At 52.6% G+C, this 18294-nt stretch carries 17 protein-coding genes and 1 pseudogene; 7 read left to right on the top strand and 11 right to left on the bottom strand.

Translation table 11 applies throughout. The features are described from left to right. The first annotated feature begins 6 nt into the window (after nt 1-6). On the top strand, nt 7-1008 hold the full coding sequence (locus tag BSZ31_RS07970) for a YgcG family protein (RefSeq protein ID WP_168426896.1): 1002 nt from the start codon (nt 7-9) through the stop codon (nt 1006-1008). Further along, nucleotides 929-1381, top strand: a complete 453-nt coding sequence (locus BSZ31_RS07965) for a TPM domain-containing protein (protein ID WP_240605674.1) — start codon at nt 929-931, stop codon at nt 1379-1381. The genes BSZ31_RS07970 and BSZ31_RS07965 overlap by 80 nt, the downstream gene beginning before the upstream one ends. 15 nt (nt 1382-1396) lie before the next feature. On the opposite strand, the gene BSZ31_RS07960 is transcribed toward BSZ31_RS07965, so the two are convergent. Then, on the bottom strand, nt 1397-2476 hold the full coding sequence (locus BSZ31_RS07960; protein WP_105028298.1) for a putative solute-binding protein: 1080 nt from the start codon (nt 2474-2476) through the stop codon (nt 1397-1399). Further along, nucleotides 2473-2991, bottom strand: a complete 519-nt coding sequence (locus BSZ31_RS07955) for an SRPBCC family protein (RefSeq protein WP_168426895.1) — start codon at nt 2989-2991, stop codon at nt 2473-2475. The genes BSZ31_RS07960 and BSZ31_RS07955 overlap by 4 nt, the downstream gene beginning before the upstream one ends. A gap of 33 nt (nt 2992-3024) precedes the next feature. Between BSZ31_RS07955 and BSZ31_RS07950 the strand changes: the two genes are divergently transcribed. Beyond that, entirely contained in the window at nt 3025-3507 is a 483-nt protein-coding gene (locus BSZ31_RS07950; protein WP_105028296.1) for a YkvA family protein, read from the top strand. 118 nt (nt 3508-3625) lie between these two features. Here BSZ31_RS07950 and BSZ31_RS07945 read toward each other — a convergent pair whose 3' ends face one another. Together BSZ31_RS07945 and BSZ31_RS07940 are read right to left on the bottom strand one after the other, a co-directional pair. Continuing rightward, nucleotides 3626-5431, bottom strand: a complete 1806-nt coding sequence (locus BSZ31_RS07945; RefSeq protein ID WP_105028295.1) for a sodium:solute symporter family protein — start codon at nt 5429-5431, stop codon at nt 3626-3628. A gap of 11 nt (nt 5432-5442) precedes the next feature. Next, complete coding sequence (locus BSZ31_RS07940; RefSeq protein ID WP_105028294.1) at nt 5443-5703, bottom strand: DUF4212 domain-containing protein; 261 nt, start codon at nt 5701-5703, stop codon at nt 5443-5445. Nucleotides 5704-6011: 308 nt separating this feature from the next. Between BSZ31_RS07940 and BSZ31_RS07935 the strand changes: the two genes are divergently transcribed. Together BSZ31_RS07935 and BSZ31_RS07930 are read left to right on the top strand one after the other, a co-directional pair. Further along, nucleotides 6012-8831, top strand: coding sequence for a PAS domain-containing methyl-accepting chemotaxis protein (locus BSZ31_RS07935; RefSeq protein WP_105028293.1), 2820 nt, complete (start codon nt 6012-6014; stop codon nt 8829-8831). Further along, the gene (locus BSZ31_RS07930; protein WP_105028292.1) at nt 8828-10420 is read left to right on the top strand and encodes a chemotaxis protein CheW; all 1593 of its coding nucleotides are present in this window, start codon (nt 8828-8830) and stop codon (nt 10418-10420) included. Before BSZ31_RS07935 ends, BSZ31_RS07930 begins: the two co-directional genes overlap by 4 nt. Here BSZ31_RS07930 and tgt read toward each other — a convergent pair. Continuing rightward, on the bottom strand, nt 10350-11510 hold the full coding sequence (gene tgt, locus BSZ31_RS07925; RefSeq protein ID WP_105028291.1) for a tRNA guanosine(34) transglycosylase Tgt: 1161 nt from the start codon (nt 11508-11510) through the stop codon (nt 10350-10352). The genes BSZ31_RS07930 and tgt overlap by 71 nt on opposite strands. Nucleotides 11511-11650: 140 nt before the next feature. Between tgt and BSZ31_RS17800 the strand changes: the two are divergent. Beyond that, nucleotides 11651-11997, top strand: a pseudogene (locus BSZ31_RS17800) (flavin reductase family protein). After that, the gene (locus BSZ31_RS17795; protein ID WP_369907264.1) at nt 11994-12173 is read left to right on the top strand and encodes a flavin reductase family protein; all 180 of its coding nucleotides are present in this window, start codon (nt 11994-11996) and stop codon (nt 12171-12173) included. The pseudogene BSZ31_RS17800 and the gene BSZ31_RS17795 overlap by 4 nt, the downstream one beginning before the upstream one ends. Nucleotides 12174-12904: 731 nt before the next feature. On the opposite strand, the gene BSZ31_RS07915 is transcribed toward BSZ31_RS17795, so the two are convergent. The 6 genes from BSZ31_RS07915 to BSZ31_RS17040 form a co-directional block, all read right to left on the bottom strand. Continuing rightward, entirely contained in the window at nt 12905-13834 is a 930-nt protein-coding gene (locus BSZ31_RS07915; protein WP_105028290.1) for a CysB family HTH-type transcriptional regulator, read from the bottom strand. Next, complete coding sequence (locus BSZ31_RS07910) at nt 13831-14925, bottom strand: sulfate/molybdate ABC transporter ATP-binding protein (protein WP_105028289.1); 1095 nt, start codon at nt 14923-14925, stop codon at nt 13831-13833. The genes BSZ31_RS07915 and BSZ31_RS07910 overlap by 4 nt, the downstream gene beginning before the upstream one ends. Before the next feature lie 12 nt (nt 14926-14937). After that, the gene (cysW, locus tag BSZ31_RS07905; protein WP_105028288.1) at nt 14938-15819 is read right to left on the bottom strand and encodes a sulfate ABC transporter permease subunit CysW; all 882 of its coding nucleotides are present in this window, start codon (nt 15817-15819) and stop codon (nt 14938-14940) included. Beyond that, nucleotides 15819-16673 carry a sulfate ABC transporter permease subunit CysT gene (gene cysT, locus BSZ31_RS07900; RefSeq protein ID WP_206018567.1) on the bottom strand — a complete coding sequence of 285 codons (855 nt, stop codon included), beginning with the start codon at nt 16671-16673 and terminating at the stop codon, nt 15819-15821. The genes cysW and cysT overlap by 1 nt, the downstream gene beginning before the upstream one ends. A gap of 109 nt (nt 16674-16782) precedes the next feature. Next, a complete protein-coding gene (locus tag BSZ31_RS07895; protein ID WP_105028286.1) occupies nt 16783-17796 on the bottom strand; it encodes a sulfate ABC transporter substrate-binding protein in 1014 nt (337 codons plus the stop codon). A 31-nt stretch (nt 17797-17827) separates the two neighbouring features. Beyond that, a partial coding sequence (locus BSZ31_RS17040) for a hypothetical protein (RefSeq protein ID WP_206018566.1) occupies nt 17828-18294 on the bottom strand: 467 nt, incomplete at its 5' end.

The following is an 18294-nucleotide window of genomic DNA, read 5'->3' as shown; positions in this document are numbered from 1 at the left end:
CACACCATGTGCAATTCAATTGCCCGGTTTTGGCTAAGTAAGCTGCTGGCGCTGGTGCTGCTGATTCCAGTGCCTGGCGTGTTGTCGGCTCAAGAAGTACCCGTGCCCCCCTTGAATGCCCAAGTGGTCGACACTACGGGCACGCTAAGCCCGGAACAGCAAGCTGCACTGATTCAAAAATTACAGACATTTGAAGCGGCCAAAGGCAGCCAGATTGCAGTGTTGCTGGTGCCAAGCACCCAGCCAGAAACCATTGAGCAATATGCATTGCGTGTGGCCGAGAATTGGAAAATTGGCCGCAAAAATGTGGACGATGGCGCAATTTTGGTGGTGGCCCTGCAGGACCGTACACTGCGCATTGAAGTGGGCTACGGCTTGGAAGGTGCCCTTACCGACATTACCTCCAAACGAATTATTGAAGAGATTATTGTGCCGCAGTTTCGCCAGGGCGATTTTGCTGGTGGGGTGGCAGCCGGTGTGGACCAAATGATCAAGGTAATTGAAGGCGAACCCCTGCCAGAGCCGGTTGCGCAGCAAACGGTAAACAACTCAAGCACGATTGAAGACATTGCACCTGTGCTGTTCATGCTCTCGCTTTTCGTGGGCGGGTTTCTGCGCAAAACCATCGGCAAATTGCCCGCAGCATTGGCCACTGGCGGTTTGGTGTTCGTGGTGGCTTGGTTGTTCGCTGGCGCCGTGGTTTTTGCCGTGCTTGCTGCTGTGGTGGCTGCGCTGCTCACCCTGTTTGGCAATTCGGTGGGTGGCATGGGTGGCGGCCGTGGTGGCTTCGGTCGCGGTGGCGGCGGTTTTGGCGGAGGTGGCGGCTTCAGTGGTGGAGGCGGCGGTTTTGGAGGCGGTGGCGCTTCGGTAGGTGGTAACCATGAATTTCAAACGTGTAGTAAAACACCTGATAACCACCGAGCGCGATGTGCGGAAAACATTCTCGCCCGCACACCTGCAACACATCGCGCAGGCCATAAGCGCCAGCGAAAGCCAGCATTCCGGTGAAATTCGATTCGCGGTGGAAAGCGCGCTCGAACTACACCCCCTGTTGCAGGCGCAAACTCCCCGTCAACGCGCCATTGAGGTATTCAGTGAATTGCATGTGTGGGACACCGAACTCAACAACGGAGTGCTCATTTATGTGCTGCTGGCGGACCATGCCATCGAAATTGTGGCAGACCGGGGTATTCACGCCAAGGTTGGCAACGCTTACTGGGAAGTGCTATGCCACCAAATTGAGCAGTCGTTTGCCCAAGGACAATTCGAGGCTGGGGTGATGAACAGTATTGATGCGGTCAGCACAAAATTGATTGAGCACTTTCCGCACAGTGGGGGCGGCAAGAATGAACTTCCCAACACCCCGGTGGTGATTGGCTAAACCAGAAGCGCCAGCTTACATGGCCTGAATCGGGCAACTCTTGGGCACAGTGTAGCCCTCGGGCAAACTGCACTCAGAGGCTTTGCCATCGATTGAGCAACGCACCTTTTTCAGCAGACGCAAGGCACAACCATCGTACACGCCATCTTTACTCAAGCTGATTCGGGCTTCACGCATCATGGTGGTGTATTCCACCTTGTCTGCATCCATCATTTTCAGCCAGGCTTTGTCTGGAATTTGTCGGTCGATTTTTTTCACTGCTTCCAAGGCCTTGGGCATTTCCTTCGCTACAAAAGCCCGCAATTTCTGGCCTGAACCCGGCTGAAACTTCGACTTTCGCAAAATGATTTGATAAGTGACCATGGCCACAGGCAACTGAATAATTGCACCACGCCTGCCCAGGCCCTTGTAAAGCTCAAGAGGTGAGTAGGCAATCGAAGGGGCCACGATAATATCCACAGCGCCGTTGTTGAACATGGAACCGTAATTGGATACGTCCGCAGCAATCGGTTGTGCGCCAACCTGCTCAATCAGCCTGCGCTGCGATTCATCGTGCGACAAAGCCGCAACCCGCTTGCCCGCAGCCTTGGCCAGTGAATTGATTTCGCGATCGCGCACAAACACATAAGCTGTGCCGAAGGGCAATACACCACCCACCTCAAAGTCACTTTGCTGCATCACACTTTGCAATTGCGGGCTGCCCATCGACTTCAGGGCCAGCAGCACTGCATCGTAGTTGGGCAAGCCACCAATCGCATCCAGGCTGCCGGTAAAGCTGTTGTATTTTCGGGTTCGAATGCCAGTGGCCACCAGGCCATCGCACACACCAATTTCAAAGTCTTTGGCAGCAACCGATTCATTGGTGTACACCACAGGTTTAAAGCCGTAGCCGTTTTTTCGACCTTCAAGGGCATATTCCTGAGCCAAATTAAAAATTGGTCCTTTGGCACCGAGCAAGTCGAATACACAAATATCAGGCTCTTTTCCGCTCACTGTTTGAGCGCGCGCCGTACTCTGGAAACCCAGAAAAACCAACATCATCAAACTGAAAACAGCCGCAATTCGCAGGCTGTTTTTTACACACGGATTCATCATCTTTTTCCTGCCTGCAAGGCGCGCAGGGTGATGATTTGGGTGAGATTAACCAAAGTTTTGGTCATCATCCGGTTCCAGATCAAATCAACTACCGCCGCCTTGAATACGAGTCGCTTGGGCCCAATGCCCAAGCCGGGTTTTAAATAAAACAGGTAGCGCCAGGTCACCAAAGTGCCGTCGCCATCCTTCTCAAATTCAAATGAGCCTTTGGCATGATCAAGCCAATTCAACAGGGGTTGGCTAAAGCCCGTACCCTTGTATACAAACTGGCGATTTGGCACAAAGGCCAACACTTCTTCATCAATAACAGCACCGCCCTTGAATGTAATTCGCTGAATATCGCCCACTTCATTGAACGATTTGCCCTGAATCATTTCTATACGAGTAATCGGCGCTATGAGTGCGTCACTGTGAATGTATTCATCCGCCTTTAAACGGGTGTACAAGGCAAAGCAATCGGCCAGAGGCACAGGGATTCGGCATGAACGCTGGATCATCAAGGGTGCTTGGGTCACAATGAGTCCTCTTTTAGTTGTTGGGTACTGCGCATGATCACACGTTTTTTTCCGATTCTTACGAAACTTAAAGCCCTGAAAACTCATGGTCGCATGCTGTGGCACGCTTTCCGGCATGCAGACACGCCCAAATGGATCAAGGGCTTCATGTTGGCTGTGGTGGTTTATCTGTTTAGCCCCATCGACCTGATCCCCGACTTCCTCGTGCTGTTTGGCATTACCGACGATTTGGTCGTGATTAGCGCCGCCATGTGGTTTTTAGGCAAAGTTGTTCCGGAAAAGGTCAAAAACAGTCTGCCCATGGACCAGGCAGGCAGCCAAGCAACCTCAACAGACAACACACAGCAAGTTCAAAAAAACACGGTCAAAGCGCCCACTGCATTGCCTGCTACACCCACAAAAACAAGCCCTCTCAAGCCTTTCGGTATTGTTTTGCTCGTGGGGTTGCTGATTGCTGCTTTGGCAAGTCACCCATGGATACATACCCAATTTCAAAGCATTGGAGCATTTTTTTGAGCGTGGAAGTAACAGTTTTACTCTAGAAAAACAAAAAGCCCGGTGATTTCTCACCGGGCTTTCAAGCTTCTCAAGCCCTGCCTTTCAGTGAAGGCAGTGGTTATTGTTGAACAGTCAATCAGTGACCAGTTGCCATGCCAGCACCACGCGGGGTACGTACATCTTCAACCAAGTGCTGAATGTGCTCTGGGGGTGGTGCTGTTACCTTGCTGACCAGATAGGCCACAACGAAGTTACAAATCGCGCCTACCGTACCGAAAGCTTCAGGCGTGATGCCGAAGAAGCCGTTGGCACCGCCAACCAAGTGCAGGTATTCCGTACCGTTTACAAACAAAATACCCTTGTGTGCAAACACGTAGAACAGGGTTACTGCCAAGCCTGTCAACATACCCACGATTGCGCCTGTGGAGTTCATGGTCTTGGAGAAAATACCCATCATGATTACCGGGAACAAGCTTGATGCTGCAATACCGAAGGCCAAGGCCACAGTACCCGCCGCGAAGCCTGGCGGGTTCAAGCCCAGATAACCGGCCAGAACAATCGCGAAGGCCATGGAAATTTTACCGGCCAGCAATTCGTTCTTTTCAGAAATACTTGGGTTGAACACGCCCTTGATCAAGTCATGCGAAACCGCAGACGAAATCGCCAGCAACAAACCAGCCGCAGTCGACAGCGCAGCAGCCAAACCACCGGCAGCCACCAAGGCGATCACCCAGTTGGGCAACAATGCAATTTCAGGATTGGCCAGCACCATGATGTCGGCGTTTACTGTCATTTCACTGCCTTTCCAGCCAGCAGCCTCTGCTTTGGCCAGGAATGCTTCGTCTTTGGACTTGTCGTTGTAGTACTGAACACGACCGTCACCGTTCTTGTCTTCAAACTTCAACAAGCCCGTGGTTTCCCAACGACCCATCCAGGCCGGCTTCTTGTCGTTTTCCAAAGCTGCGTCAGCTGCGAACAAGTCGCCACCAGTGGCCACATTGGAATTCACCGTGGCATGCAGGTTGTAACGGGCCATTGCGCCAACAGCAGGTGCCGTGGTGTACAAAATTGCAATGAACACCAGTGCCCAACCGGCAGATGAACGCGCATCAGCCACTGTGGGTACAGTGAAGAAGCGAATAATAACGTGGGGCAGGCCCGCGGTACCAATCATCAAACTAACGGTGTAGAAGAAGGTGTTCAGGTAGCTACCACCAGCAGGTGTTGTGGTGTATTGGCTAAAGCCTAGGTCAGTCACAACCTTGTCCAGGGTGGCCAGCATGGGTTGGCCATTGGCCAGCATGTCGGAACCCAAGCCCAACTGCGGCAAAGGATTGCCTGTCAGGTTCAAGGAAATGAAGATTGCGGGGATGGTGTAAGCGAAAATCAACACGATGTACTGTGCAATTTGCGTGTAGGTAATGCCCTTCATGCCGCCAAACACCGCGTACATGAACACAATACCCATACCCACATAAATACCCACTTCAGCAGACACGCCCAGGAATCGGGAGAACGCCACACCCACGCCTGTCATCTGGCCGATTACATAAGTAATGGAAGCAACCAGCAAACAGATCACAGCCACTGTACGTGCTGTATTGGAGTAGTAACGGTCACCGATAAACTGGGGCACCGTGAACTTGCCGAACTTGCGCAGGTACGGAGCCAGCAACATGGCCAGCAACACATAACCACCGGTCCAACCCATCAGGAATACGGAACCACCGTAGCCCATGTTGGCAATCAGACCCGCCATTGAAATAAACGATGCGGCTGACATCCAGTCTGCCGCAGTCGCCATGCCGTTGGCCACGGGGTGAACGCCACCGCCAGCCACATAAAATTCACCCGTGCTGCCAGCACGAGCCCAAAACGCAATACCGAGGTACAGCGCAAAACTCAAACCCACGATGACGTAGGTGATTGTTTGCAAATCCATTGGCAATCTCCTTAGTTTTCGTGGACGTCGTGTTCGCGGTCGATCTGACCCATTTTCTTCGCGTAGTAGAAAATGAGGATGATGAACATGTAAATAGAACCTTGTTGGGCAAACCAGAAGCCCAGTGGGTAACCACCGATGCTGAATTGATTCAGTTGCTCAACAAACAGAATACCGGCGCCGTAAGAAACCAAAAACCACACAATCATGATCTTGGTCAACAGGCCGAGTGTTGCTTTCCAGTAGGCTTCACCGCCCTTTGGGTTGCTCATCGCTTGTCTCCTTTTTTAAGGTTGTTGTTAACCGCAGACACGGAATACGAGGTCACATCCCTCCCGAGCCTAGGCTTGCGGATGAGTATCAAAGCGAAAACTTACGCCAAACTGAAAGCCCGTCAGATAGGCCATTAAACCCCTCCCCCAGCATTACCCCCCCTACCCAAACGTGCGATTCCCAAAGCTGGAAAAACCGCAAACTGGCCGGTGATTACCTGTTTTATCAAGTGATTGAGCCGGACAAGGCCACACACAATGGTATTTACCCCAATCAAGCCAACTCATTCTGATTAACAAGGCGACCCATGACACCCAATATCGAGCAACCTGGCAAGCACCGCACCCACTTGTTCAACGCGCTGGCGAAAAGCCAGGCCTGCATTGAATTCGACTTGAACGGCAATGTGCTGTATGCCAACGAGAACTTTTTGAACGTTTTCGGCTACTCGGAGGAGGATGTGCTGGGCAAGCACCACAGCCTTTTTTGCACAGCAAGTACCGCGGAGTCGGACGAATACCGGCTGTTCTGGAGCAAATTGCGCGAAGGCGAGTTTCAAAGTGGTGAGTTTTTGCGACTGGATTCGCAAGGTCAAGAGGTGTATATCCAGGCGAGCTACAACCCGGTTCGGGATGATGACGGCAATTTGATCTCGGTCATCAAGATTGCATCGAACATCACCGAGGCAAAAAGCAAGTCACTTGAAAATGAAGGCAAAGTGGCTGCGATCGACAAAACCCAAGCCGTGATTGAATTTGACACCGCCGGCCGTATTTTGGCGGCCAACGACAACTTCCTGAACGCCATGGGCTATCGCCTGCAAGAAATTGTGGGCCAACACCACCGCCAGTTTTGTGAAAAAAACTATGCGGAATCGGAGGAGTACAGCAACTTCTGGAAAGACCTTGCGGCTGGCGAGTTCAAATCAGGCGAATTCATGCGCCTTAACCGGCATGGCCGCCCCGTGTGGCTACAGGCCACTTACACGCCAATTTTGGGTGTAAATGGCAAGCCAGTGAAAGTGGTTAAATTTGCCAGCGACATTACTGCTGCAAAAACCAAGGCGATTGAAGACGATGGCAAGGTTAACGCCATGAACCGCTCGCAAGGCATTATCGAATTTGATCTGGGTGGACATATTTTGCACGCCAACGAGAACTTCCTCTCCCTGACAGGCTATTCATTAAGCGACATTGTGGGTCAGCACCACAGCATGTTTGTGGACAAGGAAGAGGCCAGCAGCGGTGCTTACCGGGCTTTCTGGCGAAAGCTGGGCCAAGGCGAGTATGACTCTGGTGAATACTTGCGCGTGGGCAACCATGGCAAGCGGATCTGGATACAGGCCAGCTACAACCCGATTCTTGACCTGGAAGGCAACCCGGTGAAGGTCATCAAGTTTTGTAGCGATATCACGCAGTCCAAATTGCACGCCATTGAAACCCAGGCACGCATGGATTCAGTGTCCAACACCAGTTGCATTCTGGAGTTCAATGCGGAAGGGAAAATTCTGAACAGCAATGAACTGATGCAAAAATCGCTGGGGTACAGCCAGGCGGACCTGGCTGACAAGTCAGAAAGCTTTTTGATGTTCGATGAAGAACGCAACGACAGCAATCACTTCAAGATCTGGAATGATTTGCGTGAAGGCAAAAACCTGGCAGGTGAATTCCGCTACAAGGGCGTGGGTGGCAAAGAAATTTGGCTTTCAGGTACACGCAGCCCGGTGATCGGCCTTGAGGGGCAATTGACCAAAGTAGTACTCATGCTGCAAGACATTACAGACGCCAAACTTTCCCGACTGGATGCCGAAGGCAAACTGGGCGCGATTGACCGCTCGCAAGCAGTAATTGAATTTGACATGCAGGGCAAAGTACTTGCAGCCAACGGCAACTTTCTAAAACTAATGGAGTATTCAACAGAAGAAATTATTGGTCGCCACCACCGCATGTTCGTGGATGCCGCATACGCAGCAACACCCCAATACCAGGCCTTTTGGGAAAGCCTGGGCCGTGGTCAGTTTGAATCGGGTGAATACAAACGCGTGGCCAAAGGTGGGCGGGAAGTGTGGATTCAAGCCACCTACAACCCCATTTATGATCCACGCGGCAACCTGGTCAAGGTCGTGAAGTTTGCCAGCGACGTGACCCAAAGCAAGCTGAAAAATTCGGAGTTTGAAGCCAAGGTTGAAGCCATTAACCTGGGGCAGGCCGTGATTGAGTTTGATCTGGACGGCCATGTGTTGAACGCCAACCGCAACTTCCTCAATGCCATGGGTTACACCTCGCGTGAAATTCAAGGGCAACACCACAGCATTTTCTGTACGCTGGAATACACACAAAGCGAAGAATACCGCGACTTCTGGTTGAAACTGAATGAAGGGAAATTTGTGAGCGGCCGCTTTCACCGCGTGGGCAAGTTCAACCGCGATGTATGGATTCAAGCCACCTACAACCCCATTCTGGACTTGAATGGCAACGTGGTTAAAGTGGTGAAATATGCCTACGATGTAACCAAAGAAGTGATGCTGGAACAGGGTATCAACAAGAAGTCGGGCGAAATGCGGGAACGTGTGTCCAAGCTGGTCGAAAGTATCACCGACATTTCGGGCAACTCAGCCACTGCAACGCAATTGGCCGAGAAAGGACTGGAAGCTGCCCATCAGGGAAGCAGGGATCTAAAGCGATCCATCGCTGCAATTCATGCCATCCAGAACAGCTCGAGCAAAGTGTCGGAAATTGTGCGAGTCATCGGCGACATTGCCAACCAGACCAACTTGCTGGCATTCAATGCGGCAATCGAAGCCGCACGTGCCGGGCAACACGGCGTTGGGTTTTCAGTGGTGGCGGCCGAAGTGCGCAAGCTGGCCGAGAGCAGCTCAAGCGCAGCTCGCGAAATTGCGACACTGATTGAAGAATCGGTTGCGCAGGTTGAAGAAGGTGTTGAGGTGAGCCAAAACGCGGCCCAAAGCTTTGAAGGAATTTTGAGCAGTGTGACTGAAACAGGTGAAAGCGTGAAGCAAATTACCAGTTCGGCAGAACAGCAGCGCGACCTGGCCATTGCCGTGAACCGCCTGATTGAAGAGCTCACAGGCGGCCTTGAAAAGCACCTCGGCGGTAAAAGCGCATGAGTGAACTGAGCCAATACGAACAGGGCTTTGGTTCATTTCGAATTGGCGAAATGACTCTGGCCCTGCCGATGAAATCGGTCAGGGAAGTGGTGCCGTTTCATCCCTTGATGGCACTGCCCTGCCCACACCCCTGGATCAAAGGCGGTCTGGACCTGAGAGGCGTGACCATTCCGGTACTGGACCTGGAATGTTTGCTGAACCGCCCCGGACACCAGTACACCCCGGGCTGCATTTTACTGATCGCCCACGAGAACCACTTGTTGGGGCTCATTGCCGACCAGGTCAAAGCTTTGTTTTTTGCAAACCCGGCAGCGATGCACACGGTCAGTTCAGAGGACACGATCGGCAGCATTTTTGCAGGCAGCCTCATGAACAGCGAATTGAACCAACTGGTTCAGGTGCTTTCAACGCAAGCTTTGTTCGACCTGCCCGGGCTGCCCAAAGCCGAAGACCCGGAACCACACCGCCAATCGCTTGAATTACAAACATCCAATGAAGACACAGCTCTGAACACTCGCACACCACTGATGTTGATGCAGAGCATGTCCACGCTGTTTGCAGTGAATCCAAAAGACATTGAAACCACGGTGGTCAACCCGGTGCTGTTGCCCGGTGAGTATGCCGGTGGTTTTTACAAAGGCAACCTGAATTACAGAGAGCAAACCATTCCGGCAATTGACCTCGCAAGCTACCTGGGTCTGGGCACCAACAAGCAATTGCAACGAGCCACACAACAGGCCTTTGTCATACGAATCGAGGGCAACCCGCTGGCCTTGCTGATCGACCGGGTGCTGGATATTGTGCATGTACCGCACAATTCAGTCATTCCGCTGCCCTGTTTTGGGCTACCCAAAGCGAATCAACTTGAAGGTGCCTTGCCTTGCAATGTGTTTTCAAAAGAAGACCCACATTCGCAGCGTGGCCCGCAATATTTTGTGCTGTCATGCCCCAGAATCAGCGAAGACCAGGAATTGATTGAACTGGCCAGTATTTTGGCCAAGGCCAGTGCGACGGCGCAACTGGATTTCGAGAACCAGCAAGGTAAAACAGCGCTGGGTCTGGATCGGTTGATGGTTTACCGTTTGGGCACCGAATTTTCTACGCCCATTGAACAAGTGCGGGAAGTACTTCCCTACCGTGCAGACATTGAGATTTTTGAGCGCAGTAATCCCATGCTGGGCATGCTGACCCACCGCAACCAATCCATGCCAGTGTTTGACTTGGCGCAATGGTTGGGCGCCGAACGTCAAAGCCTGAGTCATGAATCCAGCATTCTGGTGGTGAATGCGCATGGCAGCACGATTGGCTTTGCAGTAACCTCGCTGACAGCGATTGAAAACGCCCAGTGGGAACCCCATGTGCCCGTATTGGGCGAACAAAGGCAGCTGCTGCATGGCCGATTAAAAACCACGCAGAGGCTTGCCCAAATTGGAGAAGACAAACACCAGCGCATGGTGGAGGTTATCGATTTGCAACAGCAAGTGCTGTTGATTCTCGATCAGTTTGGTTTGGCTGTACCTACTGCGACTGAGGCTGTTGCTGCACCTGTTGTTGACCCGCAAGGGCATTCTCAGCACGCAGCGCATTGAACTCTTTCACGAATTCATCGAAGCGGTCTTGCTCGATCGCTTCTCGCATTTCCCGCATCAATTCAAGGTAGTAATGCAGATTGTGCATGGTGTTCAACTGCGCACCCAAAATTTCTTTGCTGCGGTCCAGGTGGTGTAGGTACGCGCGTGAGAAATTTTTGCAGGTGTAGCAACTGCAGGTGGCATCAAGCGGGCTTTCATCGTTACGAAATTTCGCGTTGCGAATGCGAATGTCGCCCGTGCGCGTGAACAGCCAGCCGTTGCGTGCATTGCGGGTTGGCATCACGCAGTCAAACATGTCAATGCCCTGCCCCACCGCATTCACCAGGTCTTCGGGAGTACCCACACCCATCAGATAGCGGGGCTTGTGTTGCGGTAACTTTGGCGCGGTGTGCGCCAAAATACGCTGCATGTCGTCTTTGGGCTCACCCACTGACAGGCCACCAATGGCGTACCCGTCAAAACCGATTTCTTCCAGGCCCTGTAGTGAAATATCGCGCAGATCTTCATACATGCCGCCCTGAACAATGCCAAACAAGCCATTGTTGTTACCCAGCGCATCGAAGGAGTCACGTGAACGACGCGCCCAACGCATGGACATTTCCATGGACAGGCGTGCCTCGGTGTGCGTGGCCGGATAGGGTGTACATTCGTCGAAAATCATGACGATGTCAGAATTCAGCGCGGTTTGAATGCGCATGCTTTCCTCCGGGGTGAGGAACAACTTGTCGCCATTCACAGGGCTGCGAAAATGAACACCCTCTTCCTTGATTTTCCGCATGGCCCCCAGGCTGAACACCTGAAAGCCGCCTGAGTCGGTCAAAATTGGGCCTTTCCAGCCCATAAACTGGTGTAGACCACCGAATTTTTCCATGATGTCCAGGCCCGGGCGCATCCACAAATGAAAGGTGTTGCCCAGAATAATTTGCGCCTGGATCTCGGTGAGGTCGCGCGGCGTCATGCCCTTCACGGTGCCATAGGTGCCCACAGGCATGAAGATCGGGGTTTGGATAACGCCGTGTGCGGTGGTAATTTCACCGCGACGGGCCTGACCTGACGTGGTTTTGAGTTTGAAGGACAGTGCGCTCAAGAAAAATGCCTTTTTAGAATTGGCCGTATTTTAAATCATTTCAAGCACATGGGCCTGAAAACCACGTTTTGAGTGGCCATTCCAGCAATTCAAGCACTTGTTTGGCACAATGGAGCCATTCACAAAATTAGAAGTACCCCATGCAACAACACGCCAAACCCGAATTCATTCGCGCCGAGAAACGCGAAGGTGACGCCGAGCTGGACGCGCACATGTTTCGGCAAGCGCTGGCCCAGTTCGCCACTGGCATCACCATTATTACCACCAAGAATGCCGAGGGCAAATATGTGGGGGTGACCGCCAATTCATTCAACTCCGTTTCACTGCACCCCCCTTGGTGCTGTGGAGTTTGTCGAAGAAAGCCAGCAGCCACGATGCATTTGCAGCAGCCACGCATTATGGCGTGAGTGTGTTGTCGGCCGATCAGGAAGATTTGTCACACCATTCTCGACCTTCAAAGGCGATCGGTTTGCGGGTGTCGAAGTGATTGAGGGTTTGGGTGGTGCGCCTTTGATTCCACATGCTTTGGCGCATTTTGAGTGCAAAGTGCGCAGTCGCTACGATGAGGGAGATCACTTCATCATGGTGGGCGAGGTGTTGCGCTGCGACTTCCGGGAAGGTGAGGCACTGGTGTATCGGTCGAGGAAGTACTTCCGGAACTGATCGGTGAATATTCATTGCCGAATTGGCGAGGGTTTCAATCTCTCGCCTGCCTGTTAACTGCCCGATCGGCGTGGGTTCCGATCTCTCGCGGTGCGTTAACTGCCCGATCGGCTTGGGTTTCGATCTCTCGCCAGAAAACCTGTTGATCCCTTGCTGAGCCTTGCGATGCCTGAGAACGCCCCTCCTAAACTGCGGGTCGGGTTCGTTCTCTGTCGCCCATGCTGGGCAACACCGGCCCTGCTCGGCACGCAAGCAGGTTTTCTTGAAGGCGAAGCGATCGAAACACCGCCGCCGATTGGGCGATGAAATCAGCCGTGAGTTGCGTGGTGAGGGAGATTCGCCAGTGCCGATTGACCATTGAACACCGCCGTGAGTCGCTCGGTGATGGCTAAGCGCTGCACGGGAAGCTGGGCGCTGAACTTGCAGATGGGAGCACTCTGCGGGTTTGAGCCAACTCGGCGGTGGGATTGCTTGGGGCGCACTTCAAGAAAACCGCCCCGTTTGAGTTGATTCGCAGCGGTCGGCTTCATGCCGACACCGAGACTCGGTCCGCACTTTTGCCGAGCTCGGTGAGCAAGAATCAATTCAACAAGGGATCAAGCGGTTTTCTGTGCGGAACAAGTAACCCATGCCAAGTTGGCCAGAAACCGCAACGGTGACCCTTCAAGTTTAGCTCCCAAGCCCACTAGTCCAGTGCAACACAAGTAACCCACGCCGAGTTACCTTGTCCCCTAAACCGATGAATCATTCAACGCCGCCAGCAACCTGGCCTCTGTCAAATCAGCATTACACAGCTCGATGAACTTGTATGCAAATGAACGCAGGTAATGCCCTTTGCGAATCGCAATGCTGGTGGTGTTCATCGGCAAATCCGATTCAATATCAAGCACAGCCAGGCCTGTGTCCTTCACCGGGTTGTAGGCCATGCTGGCAATAATGCCAACCCCCAAGCCCAGTTCCACATAGGTTTTAATCACATCCGCATCCAGTGCAGAAATGGCCACATCCAGTGTCAAACCCAGCTTGCGGAAAGTTTCGTCAATCTTGATTCGTCCGGTGAAACCCTCTTGATAGGTCACGATCGGATATTCAGCCACATCCTGCAAAGTGGGCTTGGCCAGTTTCAACAAGGGGTGGCCTTGCTGCACCACCACCTGGTGCTTCCACTGGTAATAAGGAAACGAAACAAGGTCATCGACATTGCCCAGCACTTCAGTGGCAATACCAATATCGGCCTGACCGTCCAGCAACATCTGAGTAATTTCTTTGGGGCTGCCTTGGTGCATGCGCAAGTGTACTTTCGGGAAAACCTTTTTGAACTCATTGACCACCGTGGGCAATGAATAACGGGCCTGCGTGTGCGTGGTGACCACGGTCAGCTGACCCACGTCTCGACTGCTGTATTGCTCAGCCAGGTTCTTGATGTTTTTCGCATCCAGCAACATGCGTTCAACCAGCACCAGCAACTCCTTGCCTGGGTCTGTCAAACCCATCAGGCGTTTGCCTTTGCGAATGAACAATTCCACACCCAGCTCTTCTTCGAGGTCACGAATGTGTTTCGAGACGCCGGGCTGCGAGGTGTACAAACTGTTGGCCACTTCAGTCAGGTTGTAACCCTGACGAACCGTTTCGCGAATAATGCGCAACTGCTGGAAATTCATGCGGCCCCCACCACATCAAACACTTTCAAAGCCTTTGCAGAAAGTCTAACCAATTGGCCTTCCTGCAAGTTCATTTCTCGTGCACGCTCAGCGCTAATTTCTACATCAAAATGCTGTGCAGGTTGCAAATCTACGGAATCCAGTTCAACCCGGGTGTTCAACCCAAAGCGCAACACACGCATCACTTTGGCAGGTACCCCCAAAGAAAAATCAGGCTCGGTGTGAATGTCGATTTCATGTGGACGCGCAAACGCCAGCACATCGGCACCCTGTACGGCTTCGCCCGATCTGTTCAACACTGTACCGGAATGTGCCAGGTTCGACTCGCCCACCTGAATACCATCGCCCAAGTGACGTGCCTTGAACAGATTGACCGAGCCCAAAAAACCGTACACAAAAGGCGTGGCCGGGTGTTGATAGACTTCCTCAGGTGTACCGATTTGCTCCACATTGCCCTGGTTCATCAATACAACCCGGTCAGCCACTTCCAACGCTTCTTCCTGGTCGTGCGTGACAAAAATTGAGGTGATGTGCAATTCATCGTGCAGGCGGCGCAACCAGCGGCGCAGCTCTTTCCGTACCTTGGCATCAAGGGCGCCAAACGGTTCATCCAGCAGCAGTACCTTGGGCTCAACGGCCAATGCGCGGGCCAATGCAATTCGCTGACGTTGCCCGCCACTGAGTTGTGAAGGAAACCGATCCGCCAGCCAATCCAGTTGAACCAATTTCAGAAGGCTGTGCACTTTTTCTGCGATTTCCGCCTTGCTGGGCCTTTCACTGCGAGGCTTCATGCGCATGCCGAATGCCACATTGTCAAACACAGTCATGTGCTTGAACAGCGCGTAATGCTGGAACACAAAGCCTACATTTCGGTCTCGCACATGCGTGTCGGAGGTGTCTTCTCCATCCAGAATCACGGTGCCACTGTCAGCCTGTTCAAGGCCAGCAATGATGCGCAGCAACGTGGTTTTACCGCAGCCCGATGGCCCAAGCAGGGCAACCAGTTCGCCGCTGTTGAAATCGAGGCTGACATTGTTCAGGGCGGTGAAATCGCCAAACTGCTTGTGAATGTTTTTAACTTGAATGCTCATGATAATTCCTTCTTAGTGCACGCCCTGTTTGGCGGCTTGATGCTCAACCCAGGTTTTAATACCCAAGGTGATCAAGGCTAGAAACGCGAGAATCGAAGCCACGGCGAACGCAGCCGAAAACTGGTATTCGTTGTAGAGAATTTCGACGTGCAAGGGCAGCGTGTTGGTTTCGCCGCGAATGTGCCCCGACACGACTGACACCGCACCAAACTCGCCCATGGCACGGGCATTACACAAAATAACGCCGTACAACAAACCCCACTTGATGTTGGGCAGGGTGACATGCCAGAAGGTTTGCCAGCCCCGCGCACCCAGCACCACGGCGGCTTCTTCTTCCTCTTTGCCCTGTGCTTCCATCAGCGGAATCAGCTCGCGAGCGATAAAAGGTACGGTGACAAACACTGTGGCCAGCACAATGCCAGGTACCGCGAAGATAATGCGGATCTCGTACTCGGCCAAAAGGGGTGCAAACCAGCCCTGAGCGCCAAACAACAACACATATACCAGGCCAGCAATCACGGGGCTCACCGAGAAAGGCAAATCAATCAAGGTGATGAGCACCTGCTTGCCTCGAAACTCGAACTTCGCAATGGCCCAGGCAGCGGCTACACCAAACACCAGGTTCAAGGGCACCGCAATCGCTGCGGCCAACAAAGTCAGCTTTAAGGCGTATACAGCATCAGGCTCTTTGAGAGACTCCCAATACACGCCTACGCCCTGGCGGAATGCTTCCACGAATACTGCGAACAACGGCAGCAACAAAAAGAAACCAAAGAAAGCTACCCCCGTGCCAATCAAGGCCCACTTGACCCATGGCGTTTCCCGCGTGGCTGACGAGCTTTGAAGTTTCTCGGCGCGCGAGGTGTGAATGTGCAATGCAACAGCGCCCGACATTATTGAGTTCTCCCTGTGCGTTTGGCAGTCCAGGCTTGCAGGCCGTTGATGGCCAGCAACAAGATGAATGAAATGATCAACATGACCGATGCGATGGCAGTCGCGCCGGTGTAGTCGTATTGCTCGAGCTTGGTGATGATCATCAACGGAGTAATTTCAGACACATACGGAATGTTGCCGGCGATGAAAATAACCGAACCGTATTCACCCACTGCCCTCGCAAACGCCAAGGCGAAACCGGTGAGCAAGGCAGGAAACACGATGGGCAAAATGACATGAAAGAATGTTTGCCAGCGGTTCGCCCCAAGGCTGCTTGCGGCCTCTTCCAATTCACTTTCCATGTCTTCCAGCACGGGCTGAACTGTCCGCACCACAAAGGGCAAACCAATAAACACCAGGGCCACCAAAATACCCGGGGGTGCAAAAGCCACTTTGATACCCAATGGCTCCAGGTATTGCCCCACCCATCCGTTGCCGGCATACAAGGCAGTCAGTGCAATACCAGCAACCGCCGTGGGGAGGGCAAATGGAAGGTCAACCAGAGCATCCACGATTTTTCGACCAGGGAAGGTGTAGCGAACCAGTATCCAGGCCAATAACAGGCCAAACACCGCATTGATGCCGGCTGCCAATAAAGAGATTCCAAATGAAACCCGGTAAGTTGCAACGATTCGGGGATCAGTCACCGTGCTCCAGAAATCGGCAAAGCTCATCTCGAATGTTTTGATGAACACCGCGGACAGCGGAATCAGGATGAGCAAAGAGAGATAGACGATGGCATAGCCCAGGGTGAGATGAAACCCGGGCAGCACGCGTTTGGTGGATGAAGACGAAGCCACAATAGACCTTGACAAGTTCGATTTAAATGCGAAGCAAGCAGTCTATTGGAGTGGCTTTAGATACTGAACGATTAAAAAGTTGGATCGATATAAGAAAAACTTATGATCGATCCGAGGTAGAGAATTAACGTTTGAAGATTTGATCGAAAACCCCACCGTCTTCAAAGTGGGTTTTCTGGGCCTTCTGCCAATCACCAAACACCTCGTCGATGGTGAATAGTTTCACTTTGGGGAAGCGATTCAAATCGGCCTTATTGTTAACCAGTTCAGGCTTGTTGGGGCGGTAGTAATTTGCAGCTGCTATTTGTTGCCCAACAGGGGAATACAAGTAATCCAAATAGGCCTGCGCCACTTTGGTAGTTCCCTTCTTGTCCGCATTTCCCTTTACAAGGGCCACAGGCGGCTCTGCCAAAATCGAGACCGAGGGCACAATGATTTCAAACTTCTCCTTACCCACTTCATTGATGGCCAGGAACGCTTCGTTTTCCCAGGAAATAAACACATCACCAATATTTCTTTGCACGAAAGTATTGGTTGACCCACGCGCACCGGAATCCAGCACCGGCACGTTTTTGTACAGGGTCGTCACGAAATCTTTGGCTTTGGCTTCAGTACCACCCGGCTTTTTCAAGGCATAGCCCCACGCAGCCAAGTAGTTCCAGCGTGCACCGCCCGAGGTTTTCGGGTTAGGCGTAATCACTTGAATGCCGGGCTTGACCAAATCATCCCAATCCTTGATGTTCTTTGGGTTGCCTTTGCGAACCAGGAACACAATGGTTGAGGTGTAAGGCGAACTGTTGTTGGACAGCTTCTTTTGCCAGTCCGCCGGAATCTTGCCTGTTTTTTCAGCAATCGCATCAATGTCGTAGGCCAAGGCCAGCGTGACTACATCCGCCTCCAAACCATCAATCACTGCGCGGGCCTGCTTACCCGCACCGCCGTGACTTTGCTTGATAGTCACGGTTTCACCAGTTTTTTCTTTCCAGTATTTGGCAAATGCCGGATTGAACTCCTGGTACAACTCGCGAGTTGGGTCATAGGACACGTTAAGCAATTCAACGTTGGCCCATGCGGTGGAGGAGATCGCCAGGGCCGCAGTTAGCCCCAAGGTTTTTTTGATCAGAGCGGCAAAATTCATGATGTAATCCTTCAGAGTGTTCTTGATGTGGTCACATCTTAGGGATCAGGCTTTGCGCTGTGAACGAAGAAAAACTTCTTTGCTTATCAGATTCTTCATCAGCCCACGCGGCTTGGGTTCCGATCTCTTGTCTGCCTGTTAACTGCCCGATCGGATTGAGTTCCGATCTCTCGGCGCTTCTTAACCGCCCACTCGGCTTGGGTTTCAATCTCTCGCCAGAAAACCTGTTGATCCCTTGCTGAGCCTTGCGATGCCTGAGAACGACCCTCCTAAACAGCAGGTCGGGTTCGTTCTCTGTCGCTCCATTCTGGGCGACACCGGCCCTGCTCGGCACGCAAGGGCAGGTTTTCTTGAAGGCGAGGCGATCGAAACACCGCCGCCAATTGGGCTGCATATCCGTACGTGAGCCACGAAGTGGTGCAGACTCGCCAGCGTCGATAGGGCTTTGAACACAGTCGTGCGTCGCTCGGAGATGGCGAAGCGCGGCACTGGAGAGCT

It is taken from the genome of Limnobacter sp. SAORIC-690 (assembly GCF_002954425.1).
Lineage (GTDB): Bacteria > Pseudomonadota > Gammaproteobacteria > Burkholderiales > Burkholderiaceae_B > Limnobacter > Limnobacter profundi.
This window is presented reverse-complemented; position numbering and strand designations above follow the sequence as displayed.

Bases quoted from the DNA above. Each gene is read 5' to 3' on its own strand.
- BSZ31_RS07970 (WP_168426896.1), top strand. From the start codon at position 7: ATGTGCAATTCAATTGCCCGGTTTTGGCTAAGTAAGCTGCTGGCGCTG.
- BSZ31_RS07960 (WP_105028298.1), bottom strand. From the start codon at position 2,476: ATGATGAATCCGTGTGTAAAAAACAGCCTGCGAATTGCGGCTGTTTTC.
- BSZ31_RS07950 (WP_105028296.1), top strand. From the start codon at position 3,025: ATGATCACACGTTTTTTTCCGATTCTTACGAAACTTAAAGCCCTGAAA.
- BSZ31_RS07945 (WP_105028295.1), bottom strand. From the start codon at position 5,431: ATGGATTTGCAAACAATCACCTACGTCATCGTGGGTTTGAGTTTTGCG.
- BSZ31_RS07940 (WP_105028294.1), bottom strand. From the start codon at position 5,703: ATGAGCAACCCAAAGGGCGGTGAAGCCTACTGGAAAGCAACACTCGGC.
- BSZ31_RS07935 (WP_105028293.1), top strand. From the start codon at position 6,012: ATGACACCCAATATCGAGCAACCTGGCAAGCACCGCACCCACTTGTTC.
- BSZ31_RS07930 (WP_105028292.1), top strand. From the start codon at position 8,828: ATGAGTGAACTGAGCCAATACGAACAGGGCTTTGGTTCATTTCGAATT.
- BSZ31_RS07915 (WP_105028290.1), bottom strand. From the start codon at position 13,834: ATGAATTTCCAGCAGTTGCGCATTATTCGCGAAACGGTTCGTCAGGGT.
- BSZ31_RS07910 (WP_105028289.1), bottom strand. From the start codon at position 14,925: ATGAGCATTCAAGTTAAAAACATTCACAAGCAGTTTGGCGATTTCACC.
- cysW (WP_105028288.1), bottom strand. From the start codon at position 15,819: ATGTCGGGCGCTGTTGCATTGCACATTCACACCTCGCGCGCCGAGAAA.
- BSZ31_RS07895 (WP_105028286.1), bottom strand. From the start codon at position 17,796: ATGAATTTTGCCGCTCTGATCAAAAAAACCTTGGGGCTAACTGCGGCC.